Annotated in this window: 14 protein-coding genes; 8 read left to right on the forward strand and 6 right to left on the reverse strand. The window is 60.5% G+C overall.

Annotation, left to right across the window (positions count from 1 at the left end; translation table 11 throughout):
- Window positions 1-2: 2 nt before the first annotated feature.
- The 5 genes from FHL16_RS09855 (at window position 3) to FHL16_RS09875 (ending at window position 8596) form a co-directional block, all read left to right on the forward strand.
- Window positions 3-1361 carry a DUF1329 domain-containing protein gene (locus tag FHL16_RS09855; RefSeq protein ID WP_010455826.1) on the forward strand — a complete coding sequence of 453 codons (1359 nt, stop codon included), beginning with the start codon at window positions 3-5 and terminating at the stop codon, window positions 1359-1361.
- A 149-nt stretch (window positions 1362-1510) separates the two neighbouring features.
- Window positions 1511-2584 (forward strand): WD40/YVTN/BNR-like repeat-containing protein, encoded by a 1074-nt coding sequence (locus tag FHL16_RS09860; RefSeq protein WP_077748125.1) that lies wholly within the window; start codon window positions 1511-1513, stop codon window positions 2582-2584.
- Window positions 2585-2615: 31 nt separating this feature from the next.
- Window positions 2616-5135 (forward strand): efflux RND transporter permease subunit, encoded by a 2520-nt coding sequence (locus tag FHL16_RS09865; protein WP_077748126.1) that lies wholly within the window; start codon window positions 2616-2618, stop codon window positions 5133-5135.
- A gap of 7 nt (window positions 5136-5142) precedes the next feature.
- Window positions 5143-6921, forward strand: a complete 1779-nt coding sequence (locus FHL16_RS09870) for an acyl-CoA dehydrogenase C-terminal domain-containing protein (protein ID WP_077748127.1) — start codon at window positions 5143-5145, stop codon at window positions 6919-6921.
- A 31-nt stretch (window positions 6922-6952) separates the two neighbouring features.
- On the forward strand, window positions 6953-8596 hold the full coding sequence (locus tag FHL16_RS09875) for a fatty acid--CoA ligase (protein WP_077748128.1): 1644 nt from the start codon (window positions 6953-6955) through the stop codon (window positions 8594-8596).
- A gap of 293 nt (window positions 8597-8889) precedes the next feature.
- Here the strand turns inward: FHL16_RS09875 and FHL16_RS09880 are convergent, their stop codons facing one another.
- From FHL16_RS09880 to FHL16_RS09890, 3 genes are all read right to left on the reverse strand, one after another.
- Complete coding sequence (locus FHL16_RS09880; protein ID WP_010455793.1) at window positions 8890-9165, reverse strand: hypothetical protein; 276 nt, start codon at window positions 9163-9165, stop codon at window positions 8890-8892.
- Window positions 9166-9253: 88 nt separating this feature from the next.
- The gene (locus tag FHL16_RS09885) at window positions 9254-9961 is read right to left on the reverse strand and encodes a metallophosphoesterase (protein WP_077748129.1); all 708 of its coding nucleotides are present in this window, start codon (window positions 9959-9961) and stop codon (window positions 9254-9256) included.
- A 142-nt stretch (window positions 9962-10103) separates the two neighbouring features.
- Window positions 10104-10304, reverse strand: a complete 201-nt coding sequence (locus tag FHL16_RS09890) for a hypothetical protein (protein ID WP_077748130.1) — start codon at window positions 10302-10304, stop codon at window positions 10104-10106.
- 598 nt (window positions 10305-10902) lie between these two features.
- On the opposite strand from FHL16_RS09890, the gene FHL16_RS09895 reads away from it, so the two are divergent.
- On the forward strand, window positions 10903-12129 hold the full coding sequence (locus tag FHL16_RS09895) for an RtcB family protein (protein ID WP_077748153.1): 1227 nt from the start codon (window positions 10903-10905) through the stop codon (window positions 12127-12129).
- Between the two features lie 56 nt (window positions 12130-12185).
- On the opposite strand, the gene FHL16_RS09900 is transcribed toward FHL16_RS09895, so the two are convergent.
- The 3 genes from FHL16_RS09900 to FHL16_RS09910 all read right to left on the reverse strand — a co-directional run bounded on the left by FHL16_RS09900 (window position 12186) and on the right by FHL16_RS09910 (window position 14186).
- On the reverse strand, window positions 12186-12599 hold the full coding sequence (locus FHL16_RS09900) for a VOC family protein (RefSeq protein ID WP_010455786.1): 414 nt from the start codon (window positions 12597-12599) through the stop codon (window positions 12186-12188).
- A 143-nt stretch (window positions 12600-12742) separates the two neighbouring features.
- A complete protein-coding gene (locus FHL16_RS09905) occupies window positions 12743-13348 on the reverse strand; it encodes a TetR/AcrR family transcriptional regulator (RefSeq protein ID WP_077748131.1) in 606 nt (201 codons plus the stop codon).
- Window positions 13335-14186, reverse strand: coding sequence for a 3-hydroxybutyryl-CoA dehydrogenase (locus FHL16_RS09910; RefSeq protein WP_077748132.1), 852 nt, complete (start codon window positions 14184-14186; stop codon window positions 13335-13337). The genes FHL16_RS09905 and FHL16_RS09910 overlap by 14 nt, the downstream gene beginning before the upstream one ends.
- Window positions 14187-14351: 165 nt before the next feature.
- On the opposite strand from FHL16_RS09910, the gene FHL16_RS09915 reads away from it, so the two are divergent.
- Together FHL16_RS09915 and FHL16_RS09920 are read left to right on the forward strand one after the other, a co-directional pair.
- The gene (locus FHL16_RS09915; RefSeq protein WP_077748133.1) at window positions 14352-15365 is read left to right on the forward strand and encodes an AraC family transcriptional regulator; all 1014 of its coding nucleotides are present in this window, start codon (window positions 14352-14354) and stop codon (window positions 15363-15365) included.
- A 401-nt stretch (window positions 15366-15766) separates the two neighbouring features.
- On the forward strand, window positions 15767-16126 hold the full coding sequence (locus tag FHL16_RS09920) for a DUF6124 family protein (RefSeq protein WP_010455778.1): 360 nt from the start codon (window positions 15767-15769) through the stop codon (window positions 16124-16126).
- Window positions 16127-16305: the final 179 nt, after the last annotated feature.

A 16305-nucleotide genomic window follows, 5' to 3' on the forward strand; every position in this document is an offset into this window, starting at 1 on the left:
AGATGACATTCGCAAAAACCGTGTTGGCCGCTTCGCTGGCCATGGTCCTTGCCGCCCAGGCACAGGCCGCTGTTTCAACTCAGGACGCTGCCCGGTTGGGCACCAGCCTGACCCTGGTGGGCGCTGAAAAAGCCGGGAACGCTGATGGTTCCATCCCCGCCTACAACGGTGGCCTGACCACGCCGCCGGCCAGCTTCAAATCCGGTGACAGCATGCGTCCGGATCCGTTTGCCAGTGAAAAACCGTTGCTGCAGATCGACGGCAAAAACGTCGAGCAGTACAAGGGCATGCTCAGCGCTACCACCGTTGAACTGGCCAAGCGTTTCCCGACTTTCCGTGTCGATGTGTTCCCGACCCACCGCACCGTTTCGCTGCCCCAGGCCATTCTGGATAACGGCGTGAAAAACGCCAGCGGCGCCAAATCCCTCGAAAACGGGCTGGCCATCGACAACGTACTGCCGGGCGTGCCATTCCCGATCCCGCAGTCGGGCAACGAAGCGATGTGGAACTTCCTGCTGCGATATCAGGGCGTGAGCATCAGCTCCAAGTACGACTCCTGGAACGTCGATTCCGCTGGCGTGCCAAGCCTGGCGACCACTGGGCAGGCGTTCATTTCCTACCCGATCTACGAAAACCTCGCGCAGCCGATCAGCAGCGCCGACGTGTATTACCAGATGAAGTTGTCCTACACCGGCCCTGCGCGCCGGGCCGGCGAAGCGGTGATGCTCAAGGACGCCGCCAACCCGTTGCAACAACCGCGCCGTGCCTGGCAGTACCTGCCGGGCCAGCGTCGGGTCAAGCTGGCACCGAACCTGGCCTACGACACGCCTAACCCTGGCACCGCTGGCGCGGGCACATACGACGATGTCTTCGTGTTCAACGGTGCGCTGGATCGCTACGACTGGAAGCTGGTGGGCAAGCAGGAAATGATCGTGCCCTACAACACTTACAAGCTGACCTACGCCCAGGATCCCAAATCGCTGACCACGGCCAATCACCTGGCACCCGACTACGTGCGTTGGGAAAAACACCGCGTCTGGGTGGTGGAAGGCAACCTCAAGTCCGGCGCCCGACACATCTATCAGAAGCGTCGCTTCTACCTCGATGAAGACAGCTGGACCGCGCTGGCCTCTGATCAATACGACGCACGTGGTCAGTTGTACCGTGGCTCCTTCGCGTTCCTCAGCCAGAGCTACGACAAGCAGATCCCGGATTCCACGCCCTTCATGATCTACGACCTGGTGGGTGGTTCCTACAACATCAACGGCGTGGTCGGGCCTTATGGCGGCATCAAGTACACCGATCCGCTTTCCAAGGCGCAATGGTCGTCGGAGTCTCTGGCAGGTAGCGGGATTCGTTAAGCAAACCGTGACAAGCGTCCATTCGGTCCGCTGCCTGCAAGGCAGGGGATCGCGCGACGGTCGGCGCATACCGACCGTTTCGGACGCCAGGTTGGAACGTCAGGCACACGGACGTGTGTCCCGGCGCAGTTTTCCGAAGAGGACGCGGTATGTGTTCGTACAAAAGTTACCTGCAGCTGGCGCTCGGCGCTCTGCTTGCAGTGTTGCAGGGCCTGAGCCAGGCGTCCGCTTATGTCGACGTGCTGGATCTGCCGGCCAGGGTCAGCGCCTTGGCCGTCAACAGCCCGTTATCCGACATGGCCCGCGCCGGCGACCGCTTGGTCGCCGTCGGCCAGCGTGGCCACATTCTGTTTTCCGATGATGCCGGCCAGCACTGGCAGCAGGCCGCTGTGCCGGTCAGTGCCGACCTCAATGCAGTGAGTTTTCCTTCCGCCACTCAGGGCTGGGCGGTGGGCGGCGACGGCGTGGTGTTGCACAGCAATGACGCGGGTGCAACCTGGAGCAAGCAACTCGACGGCCGCGAGATCGGTGCCTTGCTGGTCAAGCATTACCAGGCGTTGGCCCGTGCCGAACCTGGCAATGAACAATGGCCACTGCGGGTCACCGAAGGTCAGCGGCTGGAGGCGCAGGGTGCCGACAAACCCTTGCTCGATGTCTGGTTCGCCAACGACCGCCTCGGCTATGTGGTCGGGGTGTTCAACCTGATCCTGCGCACCGAGGATGGCGGCCAGAGCTGGACGCCGTTCCAGGATCGCACCGACAACCCGCAAGGTTTTCACCTCAACGCCATCGCCGCCACCGGCGATGCGCTGTACATCGCCGGCGAGCAGGGCTTGTTGCTGAAGTGGGATGACGCCCAGCAGCGATTCGCCGCCCTGCAAACACCTTATCAGGGCAGCTTTTTCGGCGTTGTCGGCAAACCCGGCGAAGTGCTCGTCTACGGCTTGCGCGGCAATGTGCTGCGCAGTACCGATGCAGGCCTCAGTTGGACCTCGCTGGACACTGGCCTGCACGTCAGCATCACCGCCGGCCTCGTCGATGCCCATGGTGATTACCGCTTGTTTACCCAGGGCGGGCAGATGCTGGCGAGCCAGGGCACCGGTGCGCAACAGCGCTGGGTGCAGCAAGCCCAGCCGGTGCCAGTGACGGGCGTCACGCGCGCCATCAACGATGCGCTGGTGGTGGTCGGCAGCCGTGGTGCGCGGACGCTGTCCGTTGAATAAGTCCTCGAACCCTTAAAGCGAGAACCCAGACATGGGCAATATCAAACAAGACGCCATGCCGGTGATCCGCGATCTGCATGATTTCGACCGCGATTCCGGCAATCGGCTGGAGCGGCTGGTGTTCAACTACCGTCCGCTGTTCATGCTGTTGATGGCGCTGGCCACTCTGGTCTTCGGTTACATGGCCGCGACTCGGCTGGAGCTGCGTCCAAGTTTCGAGAAAATGATTCCGCAGAGCCAGCCCTACATCCAGAACTTCCTGGAAAACCGCCAGTCACTGCGAGGTTTGGGCAATTCGGTGCGGGTGGTCGTGGAGACCACTCAGGGCGATGTCTTCGACCCTGCTTACCTGGACGTGCTCAAACAGGTCAACGATCAATTGTTTCTCACCGAAGGCGTCGACCGCGCCTGGATGAAGTCGTTGTGGAGCCCGGCGGTGCGCTGGACCGAAGTGACGGAGGAAGGTTTCCAGGGTGGTCCGGTGATGCCTGATACCTACCAGGGCAAGCCTGAAGAAATAGAACAACTGCGCCAGAACATTTCCCGCGCCGGTATCGTCGGCAGTCTGGTGGCCAGCGACTACAAGTCGAGCATGCTGATCGTGCCGCTGCTGGACAAGGCCACGGCCAGCGGTCAGCGCATCGACTACCACGCCTTTTCGCAGATGCTTGAGGAGCAGTTGCGCGACAAGATCGAGTTTGCCGGCGACAGCGCTGCACGCAAGGCCGGGGAGGAGGGCAAGGGCCCGTACAAAGTCCGGGTGATCGGTTTCGCCAAACTGATGGGCGACCTGATCGACGGACTGATTCAAGTGATGATGTTCTTCGGCCTGGCCGTGGTCACTTCGCTGGTCATCATTTACGCCTATACACGATGCGTGCGCAGCACCTTGCTGGTGGTCGGCTGCTCGTTGATCGCTGTGGTCTGGCAACTCGGCATCGTCGCCTGGCTCGGCTATGCCATCGACCCGTATTCGGTGCTGGTGCCTTTTCTGATCTTCGCCATCGGTGTGTCCCATGCGGCGCAGAAGATGAACGGGATCATGCAAGACATCGCCCGTGGCACCCACAAACTGATCGCCGCTCGCTACACCTTCCGCCGTCTGTTTATTGCCGGCGTCACGGCGCTGCTGGCCGACGCCGTCGGATTCGCGGTGCTGATGCTGATCGATATTCCGGTGATCCGGGACCTGGCGATCACCGCCAGTATCGGTGTGGCGGTGCTGATTTTCACCTCGCTATTGTTGATGCCGGTGGCGCTGTCTTATGTCGGCGTCGGCGCCAAGGCGGCCGAGCGTGCGCTGAACATCGACACGCGCGCAGAAGGGCACAAAGGCTTCGGCAAACTGTGGGACGTGCTCGACCGTTTCACCACGCGCAAATGGGCCACGGGGGCGGTATTGGTCGCGGTGCTGATGGGCATCGGCGGCTTCATGGTCAGCCTGCAACTGAAAATCGGCGATCTGCAAAGTGGCGCACCTGAGTTGCGTGCCGACTCGCGCTACAACCGTGACAACGCCTACATCACCCGCCACTACGCGCTGTCCAGCGACCTGTTCGCAGTGATGATCAAGACCGCACCGGAAGGCTGTCTGAACTACAAGACGTTGATTCTCGCTGACCGACTGGCCTGGGAGCTGCAGCAGTATCCGGGCGTGCAGGCGACGGCTTCGCTGGTGAACGCGGTGCGCCAAATCACCGCTGGCACCTATGAAGGCAACCCCAAGCTCAACAGCATCCAGCGCAATCAGGACGTGCTCAATTACGCTGCGCAGCAAGCCTCGGTCAACTCGCCGGAGTTGTTCAACACCGATTGTTCGCTGATGCCGGTGATCACCTTCCTCAAGGACCACAAGGCCGAGACGCTGGATGCCGTGGTGGGCATCGCGGAAAAATTCGCCCGGGAGAACAACAGCGAAGATCGCCAGTTCCTGTTGGCGGCCGGGTCGGCCGGGATTGAGGCGGCCACCAACATTGTGGTGCGCGAGGCCAATCGCACCATGCTGTTGTACGTCTATGCGGCGGTGACGCTGTTCTGTCTGACCACCTTCCGCAGTTGGCGCGCGACCCTGGTTGCCCTGTTGCCACTGGTGCTGACGTCGATCCTCTGCGAGGCGTTGATGGTGGCCATGGGCATTGGCGTGAAGGTCGCGACCCTGCCGGTGATCGCATTGGGCGTGGGAATCGGCGTGGACTACGCGTTGTATCTGCTCAGCGTGCAACTGCATTACCAGCGCCAGGGCCTGCCGCTGTCTCAGGCTTACCGCAACGCCGTGTCGTTTACCGGACGGGTCGTGGGCCTGGTGGGCATCACCCTGGCGGCTGGCGTGGTGTGCTGGGTCTGGTCGCCGATCAAGTTCCAGGCTGACATGGGCATCCTGCTGACCTTCATGTTCCTGTGGAACATGCTGGGCGCGTTGGTGCTGATTCCTGCCCTGTCTTATTTCCTCCTTCGCGAACGAGCGCTGGAACCCGGGCCTGTTACGCAGGCCGACAACACCCCGATCTCTCAACGTCCCGGCATGCCACATGCCCTGACCACTTCCGAGTAAGCCAACGATGTCTGATTACAAAGCTCCTTTGCGCGACATGCGCTTCGTACTCAACGAGGTCTTCCAGGTGTCCCGGTTGTGGGCCAAATTGCCTGGCCTTGGCGAGGTGATCGATGAAGAAACGGCCGCTGCGATCCTTGAAGAGGCTGGCAAAATCAGTGGTGAGGTTATCGCACCGCTGAACCGCAGCAGCGACGAGCAGGGCTGCATCTGGAGCAACGGCACGGTCACGGCGCCGGACGGTTTTGTCGCGGCGTACCAGGCATTCGCCGACGGCGGTTGGGTGGGTGTTGGTGGTGATCCGCAGTTCGGTGGCATGGGCATGCCCAAGGCCATTTCGGCTCAGGTCGAGGAGATGGTCAACTCGGCCAGTCTGTCGTTCGGCCTGTACCCGATGCTGACCGCCGGTGCGTGCCTGTCGATCAATGCCCACGCCAGTCGGGAGCTCAAGGAACGCTATCTGCCGAACATGTACGCCGGCACCTGGACCGGTTCCATGTGCCTGACCGAGGCGCATGCCGGTACGGACCTGGGCCTGATTCGCACCCGTGCCGAACCTCAGGCCGACGGCAGTTTCAAGATCAGCGGCAGCAAGATCTTCATCACCGGCGGCGAGCACGACCTGACCGAAAACATCATTCATCTGGTACTGGCCCGGTTACCGGATGCACCGGCCGGTCCCAAGGGGATTTCGCTGTTTCTGGTGCCCAAGGTGCTGGTCAATACCGATGGCTCGCTGGGCGAACGCAACGCGCTGTCCTGCGGTTCCATCGAGCACAAGATGGGCATCAAGGCCTCGGCCACGTGCGTGATGAACTTTGACGGGGCGACCGGCTGGATCATCGATGCGCCGAACAAGGGCCTGGCGGCAATGTTCACCATGATGAACTACGAACGTCTGGGCGTGGGTATCCAGGGGCTGGCGTTGGGTGAGCGTTCGTACCAGAACGCCGTCGAATACGCCCGTGACCGTCTGCAAAGCCGTTCGCCGACGGGCGCGCAGAACAAGGACAAAGCGGCCGATCCGATCATCGTTCACCCGGATGTACGCCGCATGCTGTTGACCATGAAGGCCTTGAACGAAGGCGGGCGGGCGTTCTCCAGCTACGTGGCGCTGCAACTCGATATCGCCAAGTACAGTGATGACGCAGCGATCCGCAGTCGCGCCCAGGAACGGGTGTCGCTGCTGACCCCGGTGGCCAAGGCATTCCTCACCGACATGGGCCTGGAAACCACCCTCCACGGTCAGCAGATCCTCGGCGGCCACGGCTATATTCGCGAGTGGGGCCAGGAGCAATTGGTGCGCGATGTGCGCATCACCCAGATCTACGAAGGCACCAACGGTATCCAGTCCCTGGACCTGGTCGGGCGCAAAATCGTCGGCAGCGACGGGGCGCTCTACCGGCTGTTCGCTTCGGAAATCCGCAACTTTACCGCCAACGCCTGCGCTGACCTCGCCGAGTTCACCCAACCGTTGAACGCCGCCCTCGACACCCTCGACGAACTGACCGCATGGCTGTTGGACCGAGCCCAGAGCAACCCGAATGAAATCGGTGCGGCGTCGGTCGAGTACCTGCATGTATTCGGCTACACCGCGTACGCCTACATGTGGGCGCGAATGGCCAAGGCTGCCATGAGCACGCATTCCAAAGACGATTTCTACGCCAGCAAACTGGCGACCGCGCGCTTCTACTTCGCCCGCCTGCTGCCACGTATCCACTCGTTGAGCGCGTCGGCCAAGGCGGGCAGCGAATGCCTCTATCAATTGGATGCAGAGCAGTTCTGAGCCCACGTAAAAAGGACCGGGAACCACAACCATGATGGCGACAAAAATAATTCCGCCCGCCGACGGCGCCTATGCCTACCCCTTGCTGATCAAGCAATTGTTGCTGTCCGGCGTGCGCTACGAGCCGGGCCGGGAAATCGTGTATGCCGACAAACTGCGCTACAGCTACCAGACCCTCAACCAGCGGATCCGCCGACTGGCCAACGCCTTGACCGCTGCCGGCGTCAAGGCCGGGGATACGGTGGCCCTGCTCGACTGGGACAGCCATCGCTACCTGGAGTGCTTCTTTGCCATACCGATGATCGGCGCGGTGCTGCACACCGTGAACATCCGTCTTTCGCCGGATCAGGTGCTCTTCACCATGAACCATGCCGAGGATGACCTGGTGCTGGTGCATGATGATTTCCTGCCGCTGGTTGAACAGATTCACGGGCGGCTTGAAACCGTCAAAGGTTACCTGCAGCTCACGGACGACACAGCAACCGACACGTCGCTACCGGTGCTGGGGGAATATGAAAACCTGTTGTCCGGGGCCACAGACCAATACGACTTTCCCGATTTCGATGAACACTCGGTGGCGACCCTTTTCTACACCACGGGCACCACTGGCGACCCTAAAGGCGTGTATTTCACCCATCGCCAACTGGTCCTGCACACCTTGAATGCCGTGGGCACTTTGGGCGTCTATCAGGGGTTGCCGCTGCTGCGCTCGGATGATGTCTACATGCCGATCACGCCGATGTTTCACGTGCATGCCTGGGGTGTGCCCTATGTTGCCACCCTGATGGGAATCAAGCAGGTGTACCCCGGTCGCTACGAACCCAACAGCCTGGTCAGGCTGTATCGGGAGGAGAAAGTCACGTTCTCCCATTGTGTGCCGACCCTTCTGCAAATGATCCTGGGTTGTGAGGAAGCGGCACACACCCGTTTTGATGGCTGGAAAATGCTCCTGGGCGGCAGCGCGCTGACCTTAGGCATAGCCAGCGAAGCGAACGCCAAAGGTATGCAGGTGCACAGCGGTTACGGCATGTCGGAAACCTGTCCATTGCTGTGCCTGACGTACCTGCGTAACGAAGACCTCGAACAATCCCCGTTAGCCCAACTGACTGCTCGTATCAAGACGGGCACGCCGGTGCCGATGGTCGACCTGAAAATCATCGACGCCAGTGGCAAAGACGTTGCCCATGACGGCGAGTCGCTGGGAGAGATCGTGGTGCGCGCGCCGTGGCTGACCCAGGGCTATTTGAAGGAACCGGAAAAGGGTGCAGAACTTTGGCGCGATGGCTGGCTGCACACCGGCGACATGGCTTCCATCGACGGGTTGGGCGGTGTGGAAATCAAGGATCGAATCAAGGACGTGATCAAGACAGGCGGGGAGTGGATCAGCTCCCTGGAACTGGAGAGTCTGATCAGCGAGCACGCTGCCGTGATGTCGGTCGCGGTCGTGGGCATCGCCGATGAGCAATGGGGCGAACGGCCCATGGCGCTGGTGGTGTCCGAACCGGGGCAGTACCTCGACCGCAAGATCCTGGAGACGCACCTGCAAGGGTTTGTCGAGCGCGGCCGCATCAACAAATGGGCGATCCCCAAGCAGTTCAAGTTCGTCGCCGAAATCCCCAAAACCAGCGTCGGGAAGATTGACAAGAAACTCATCCGGAAAAGCGTATCGAGTTGAAAGGCGTGGCGGGTGCAACAGGTCAGCGCCTTGGGCGCTGACACGTCTTGATTTCAGGGTTATTCGTCCTGTCACCAGGCCTGTGTTTTTGGGAAATAAGCACCCTGACCAAGCGGCCCGCGCCTTGCCTGGAACTGGAGGCTGACTAACGTCGATCCGACGCGCCGTACGCAAAAAAGCCCGCCACAAAGAGTGACGGGTTTTGGGCCAATCACCGTCAGTGCCGGGATGAATTCGCGCCGTGGGGGATGCCCTTTATCGTACTCACGCCCGTGCACCACTCGCCTGCAGGCTTACTGTTGCGGCTTCGACTTGGCTCCTTCATTCCCTGAACCACTCGAACCAGCGGCGTCTTTTTCTATCTCATGCGATTCCGCGCCGGAATTGGAACCCGATGCTTCCTCGCCCTTTTTGTCAGCCTTTTCTGCATTCGACTCGCCTTGGTTGAGCCCGGGAAGTGCGCTGGGTGGGAGGGTGGCGTCTTCCGTGGTTTTCTCGGTTGCGAGCGAGTAGAGCGGGCAGATCGAGACAAGTCCGGCGAGCATGAGAGGGGCAATTTTGCTGTTCATCGTTTGCACCTGCTGTGCGAGTGGATGTACCCATTGGAAAAGCATGGAAGGTGAACGTGCCGAGGTCAGGACGAGCGGTACAGGATGCTCAAGGCGCCGGCTCAAGCGTTTCGAGATTCAGCAGGGTGAAATAGCCCTCCGCCGGCCTCCACCCCGCCGTGTCGATATGAATCACATTGCCAAGCCTGACGGGCACGGGAATGGGGCTATGCCCGACCACCAGCGCACGCAGGCCCGCAACGCCCTGTGTTTCCTGCTGTTCGAGGCGGCTGCGGGACCATAGGCAGCGGTTCTGGACTTGCATCAGGCGCTGGCTGCTCTTGGGCGATTGCAGTTCGTTTCGCAGTTGAGCCCATGATGGAAACGGACAATCGGCGTGCACGATGCCGATCAGGCCCTGGGCGGTTTCGACTTCGATTGCGATTGGCAACTCGGCGAACGTCGCGGCGAATGTTTTCTGTTCGGGCAGCGACAGGTGCGTGAACCATAAGCCGCCGTTGAAGATCCAGCTGTCGACGGCACAGGTATCGAAGTGAACCACGTAGTCATCATGGTTGCCGCACACGGCCTGGAACCACGGCTTGTCCAGCCAATCGAGCGCGGCGCGGCATTCGGGCCCGCGGTCAATCAAATCGCCAACACTGAACAGGCGATCGACCGAAGGGGTGAACCTGGCGGCATCCAGCGCAGCCTGCAGCCGAGTGAAGTGGCCATGGATGTCGCCAACCGCGAAATCCCGGCCGGCCGTGTTTGCGGCGAAGCGCTTAACCCGCGCCACCGCTGAGATTTCAAACATGACAGTGCCTCATCCTCCAATCGCAGGGCGAGTTCGTTGTCAGTTGAGTTTAGGCGCGTCGGCGCCAATCGTGGGCAAGGGCTTGGGTTGATTAACAGAAAAACCCGGCCATTGCGCCGGGTTTTATCGTCAGGGGACGGCGTTAGTAGCCAGCCGCCTGGGCGAGGTGGTTTTCCGGCGTCACGGTGATGAAGTGCAGTGGAACGTGCGGTTGTTCATCGCTGGTGCGGATTTCGACGCTGCCGACGATTTGAAGATGTCGCTCACTCAATCCGGTCGACTCTTGCGCCTTTGCCATAGCCATTCTCGCGTGGTTCGCTGCGATTTCATTGAGAGTTGACACGTTACATCTCCGGGGGGACTGACCAAGCATTGATTAGAGGGCCGCCGCGTCAGAATTACGTCGTTCCGGGGCTGCCAAGACCGGCTTGTGCAATCCCTAAGCCAGAGAGGGCCGCCTGTTGTGCGTCAGGTTTTCATAGGCGACGAATGGTTGTCGTGCTGCTGGGTTGTCGGCTTCAGCGCGACGGTTTAAACGCGTGGGCAGCGAGGTGATTGCCTTCGTCAAATCCACCGAGGTCTCCATCGCCAAGCTCTGAAGAGCGCGTTCGACATTCAACATCTGCGGCCTCGGCGGATGCCGTTAAGTCCACGAGCGACGAAAATCCAGTGGGAGCGAAGCTTGCCCGCGAAGCATGCACCGCGGTTTTTCAGGTATTGCGTGTCATCGTTCTTCGCGGGCAAGCCACGCTCCCACTGGTTCTGTGATCACGTTGAGGTTTTCAGGGGAATATTCGGGCGTAAGATAGAGGCGCTTCTTTCATCAGACGGTGCCCACGCAACCTGTCGATCAAGCGGGCCTAAGCGCTCGCTGACAAGATCCTGGAAACCAGGAAATAACCAAGGAACTCAAGGGGCCGAGGCGCCACTTGTTCGAAAACATGCAAGCACCTACCTACCAACTGCTGGAAGTCGCCCACGGCAAACCGATCAAGCTCTGGACCGAAGGCGTCCCGGTCGAAAACGAAGCCAGGCAACAATTGATCAACACCGCAAAGATGCCGTTCATCTTCAAGCACCTGGCGGTGATGCCTGACGTGCACCTGGGCAAAGGCTCGACGATTGGCAGTGTGATTCCGACGGTGGGTGCGATCATTCCCGCCGCTGTCGGCGTGGACATTGGCTGCGGCATGATCGCCGCGCGCACATCGCTGACCGCCGCTGACTTGCCGGATAACCTGCATGGATTGCGCTGCGCAATCGAAAAAGCCGTGCCCCATGGCCGCACAGTCGGGCGTGGCGTGCGGGACAAAGGGGCTTGGGATAGCGTTCCGAAACAGGCCGATCAGGCTTGGGCCGCACTGAACCCGCGGTTCAAGGCGATCACCGACAAATACCCGAAACTCGCCAACACCAACAATCGCGGGCACTTGGGCACGCTGGGCAGCGGTAACCACTTCATCGAGGTGTGCCTGGATGAAACCAACCGCGTCTGGTTCATGCTGCACAGCGGTTCACGCGGGGTTGGCAACGCCATCGGCAACCTGTTCATTCAACTGGCTCAGGCCGACATGCGCCAGCACCTCGCCAACCTGCCGGACCGTGATCTGGCCTATTTTGAAGAAGGCAGCCGGCATTTTGATGATTACGTCGAAGCCGTCGGTTGGGCCCAGGACTTCGCCAGACAGAACCGGGCCTTGATGATGCACGCGGTGATTCAGGCCACACGTAAAGTGATCAGCAAGCCGTTCGAAGTTGCTCTGGAAGCGGTCAACTGCCACCATAACTATGTGCAGAAAGAACGGCACTTTGGCCAGGATATTCTGGTCACCCGCAAGGGCGCGGTGTCGGCGCAGAAGGGCGAATTGGGGATCATCCCAGGCTCGATGGGCGCGAAAAGTTTCATCGTTCGCGGGCTCGGCAACGAGCAATCGTTCTGTTCCTGCAGCCACGGCGCCGGCCGCGTCATGAGCCGCACCAAAGCGAAAAGCCTGTTCACCGTCGAAGATCAGGTCCGCGCCACCGCCCACGTCGAGTGCCGCAAAGATGCATCGGTGATCGATGAAATCCCCATGGCCTACAAAAACATCGACCACGTCATGCACGCCCAGCGCGAACTGGTGGAAGTGCTGCACACCTTGCGGCAGGTGGTGTGCGTGAAGGGGTAGGCGCTACTGCGCCAGCCCAACCTTTTCTGGTCGGGCTGTTGGATGTCTGGAACTCGTCACTGATCCTTTTCGCAATTCACCATCCACGACACACCAAACCGGTCCACCAGCATTCCGAAGCGTGCCGCCCAGAAAGTCTCTTCCAGTGGCATTTGCACCTTGCCGTCTTCTGATAACGCGTCGAACACACGTTGCGCTTCGGCAATGCTGTCGACGTTCAGCGAGACCGAGCAACCGCTCATGTCATCCGTGGGGCGATCCGGTGTGGTGTCCGAACCCATGATCGCCTGATCACCCACGGCCAGACGGGTATGGATGATCAGGTTGTGCAAGTCTGCGGGGAAGTGTTCGCGCGCCGGGCTTTCGCCGAAGGTCATCATCATTTCGATCTGGCCTGGCAGGGCTTGCTCATAGAAGGTGAAGGCAGCTTTGCAGTCGCCGTTGAAGATGAGGTAGGGATTGATTTTCATGTTTTGCTCCCGGTAACCGTGGGTCTGGAGACCCACATTGGCCTTTGAATGGACTCCAAGTAGCAAAGCGTTAGACGTGAAATCGTGCCGGGTTTGTTTAGACGTTTTTTCTATGGAAGAAGCTAGGCTTATTGCTTGAACACTCAGGCCGCCGCACGCGTGGCGGGCGATGGGCGCAGCAAGCGCTCGACGGCGCCGATCACCAGGCTTTCCAGCAACTCATCGCGCTGCGCTTCCTCCAGCGGGTGATGTGCCAGCCAGCCGGGGGCGCTGTTGAGCAAGTTGGCGATGGCGTGTCCGGCGGCGATCAAACCCTGTTCGCCGAGGCGGGACGGGGCGCCGAGCATCTTCAATAGCGTGCGCTCGTATTGCTCGCGCAACTGTCGAACACGCGCTTGCTGCTCGGCGTTCAGGCAGCCGCTGTCGCGCTCCGCCAGGCGAAAATGCCACGGCATTTCCCGGTGCAGATTCAAATGCGCGCGGATCAGGTTGGGCAGTTTGTCGCGTTTTGCCGAGCCTTTTTGGTCGATGCGCCCCAGGGTCGACAGCAGTTCTTCGTAGAACTCCTCGATCAGGTCGAGCAGCAAGTGCTGCTTGCTCGGGTAATGGTGATACAACGAGCCCGGGGACAGCCCCAGGCACGTTGCCAGCTCACGCATGCCGACCTGCCCGAAACCCTTGCTGGCGAACAACTCCAGCACGATGTCCCGGTACTCGGCGAAGCGCGAGCAACGCTCAGGCATAGGCATGGAAGCCACGTCCTGTCTTGCGTCCCAGGTAGCCGGCGGCGACCATTTCCTTGAGCAGTGGCGCGGGGCGGTATTTGCTGTCGTTGAAACCGTCGTAGAACGCTTCGAGAATCGCCAGCACGGTGTCCAGGCCTATCAGGTCGGCCAACGCCAGCGGACCGATCGGCTGGTTGCAGCCCAGGCGCATGCCGGCGTCGATGTCGTCGGCGCTGGCCAGGCCTTCCTGGAACACCAGAATCGCTTCGTTGATCATCGGCACCAGAATCCGGTTGACCACGAACCCCGGACGGTTGCCAGCGGTGATCGCGGTTTTGCCGAGGGTGGTGGCCATGTCCAACGCCAGGGCGTGGGTCGCGTCGCTGGTTTGCAGGCCGCGAATCACTTCGATCAGGCCCATCACCGGCACCGGGTTGAAGAAGTGCAGGCCGATGAAACGCTCAGGCTGGCTGACGCTGGCGGCCAGTTGAGTAATCGACAGCGACGAGGTGTTGGAGGCAATCACGCACTCGGCGCTGACCTGCGCGACGATCTGTTGCAGCACGCGCAGTTTCAGGTCGAGGTTTTCGGTGGCGGCTTCGATCACCAGCTGCACGTTGTGCAGGCTGCTGTAATCGGTGCTGGTGCGGATCCTGGCGAGGGCGTCGAGCTTTTGCGCTTCGGTCAGGGTTTCCTTGGCAATCTGCCGGTCGAGGTTTTTGCCAACGGTGGCCAGGGCTTTTTGCAGCGCGCTCTCGGAGATGTCGATCAAGGTCACGTTGAAGCCGGCCACTGCGCAGACTTGCGCAATGCCGTTGCCCATGGTGCCCGCGCCGATCACGCCGATGTTTTGCAGATTCATGTTCCGTCCTTCCGATCAAACCCTGCGATACCTTGGCCGACGTAACGGCCGAAGGCGTACTATTGGCCGCGAGTCTAGAACCGGCAGGGCGGTTGTCCTATGCCGCAACTGTTCAACGGTGCTGGTGTTTTTTGCCATTCGGGCGATGGGGAGAGAAGCGTTCAAATGCGGGAAAAGGACTCGGTGGCGGCCTACTTCGTGCAGGCGATGATCCATGGGCAGAGGGACAATCCGCAGCGTTCGCGAGCTGCGCTGGAAGAGGCGGGCATCGACCCGGCATTGATCGAGCAGCCGACCGCCCGCGTGCCGGCGAGCGCGTTTGCTGCGCTATGGCTGATTCAAATCCGCGAATTGAACGATGAGTTCTTCCGACTCGACTCCCACGGCATGCCACCCGGCAGCTTCGCGCTGATCTGCCGCGCCTTGATCCAGGAACCCGACCTGCACAAAGCCATGCGCCAGTGCCTGGCCAACTTCGCGCTGTTCCTGCGCGACTTTCGCGGCACCCTGACCGTGCGCGGCAAACGCGCCATCATCAGCCTGGACAGCCACGCGCAAAACGAAGACGCCAGCCGTTTTGGTGAAGAGACGTTCCTGGTGTTGATGATCAGCCTGCTGTGCTGGCTGGGCGGGCGGCGCATCCCGATCGACCGCGCGGACTTTCGCCACGAGCGCGTGTCCCTCAGCGACGACCGACTGCTCTGGGGCCCCAACCTGACCTTCGGCGCCGAACGCACCGAAATCGAATTCGCCAGCCACTACCTGCGCCTGCCGGTGGTCCAGGACCTGGCTTCACTGAAAGTGTTCCTGCGCACGGCACCGCAATGGCTGGTGATCCGCTTCCGCAACCAGCATGGCCTGGCATCACAAGTCCATCAGCGCTTGCGCAACAGCCATTACAGCCAATGGCCGACCTTACAGGCGTTCGCCCTCGAACAACACCTGAGCCCCAGCACCTTCCGCCGCAAGCTGGAGCGGGAAGGCTGTTCGTATCAGGAGATCAAGGACGAAGTGCGGCGTGGGGTGGCGTTTGAGCAGTTGCGTGAGAGCCGGGCGAGTATTAGTGATATTGCTGAGCAGCTGGGGTTTCAGGAACCGAGTGCGTTTCATCGGGCGTTCAAGAAGTGGACGGGGGAGAGTCCTGGGCGGTATCGGGCGCGGTTTCAGGATTCCCAGTGAGCGTTTTGAGCGGGCATTTTGTAAGCCACCTGACTCGGTTGTTTAACCATGAAACGGGGCTTGTTTAAAACCCGTCAAGGTTACGTCCTGAAAGCTACAAAACCTTGCGCCGTTGCCTACGGCTACGCCAGAATCCGCCGGCTTGTGCGGTTTGACCCCGGACTCTATCGTTTCCCTGCCACTGCTCATCAGTGGTCGGGTTTAGTCGCCTGTTGTAGTCAAGTCGCACGATGTCTCTATCAGTCGGGTATCTCATCCTGCTCCTGATGGTGGCTGTGCGCAGGGCGCCTTCGGGCGCGCCGATTTCTTGGCTCATCGGTCGACTAACCTGTGCACAGCTGCCTCCATTTCGTTTAGTCGCGAACGGGTTGCAGCCTCACTCTTAGATGAGGTTAGAGCCAATGTTCAAGGTAACACCCAACCCACCGGACACCGATCCGGTCTCTCCCTACGAACCTGATTCAAAGAAGCTCAACGAAGCCGCCGAGCGCGCGCTCGACTTCCACTTCCCGTCGAATGCCGACATCAAAGCCACCCCGCGAACACGCAGTACCCTGTTTTCCGTGGACCCTGAAGCCACGGCCGAAACGCTGGCGGTGTATCTGGTCGAGACGCTGGCCTCGGTCGATGTGATGGTTCACCAGTTGGTGGATCATCTGGAGGGTGAGTCGCGTTATGCGCTGTTGGGTATTTCCAACAGCATCATGACGGCGGAGATCACGGCGAACCGGGTGTTGGATAAGATTGATCTGCCCAAGTAGGTGCGGTTTGCCGGGGTGAGTGGTAACTGATGTTTGGTGTGCAGCGGTGCCTTTTTTGGGGCCGCTGCGCGACCCGGCGGGAGCAAGCTCCCTCGCCACAGGTGTTTCTCGCCTGCGGGATTTCTGGCTGAAGTACCATGACGTCTTTGTAGTGTTCAGCGACTTCCTTTGCCGAGTTC

The sequence above is a fragment of the Pseudomonas sp. FSL W5-0299 genome (assembly GCF_005930655.1).
GTDB lineage: Bacteria > Pseudomonadota > Gammaproteobacteria > Pseudomonadales > Pseudomonadaceae > Aquipseudomonas > Aquipseudomonas mandelii.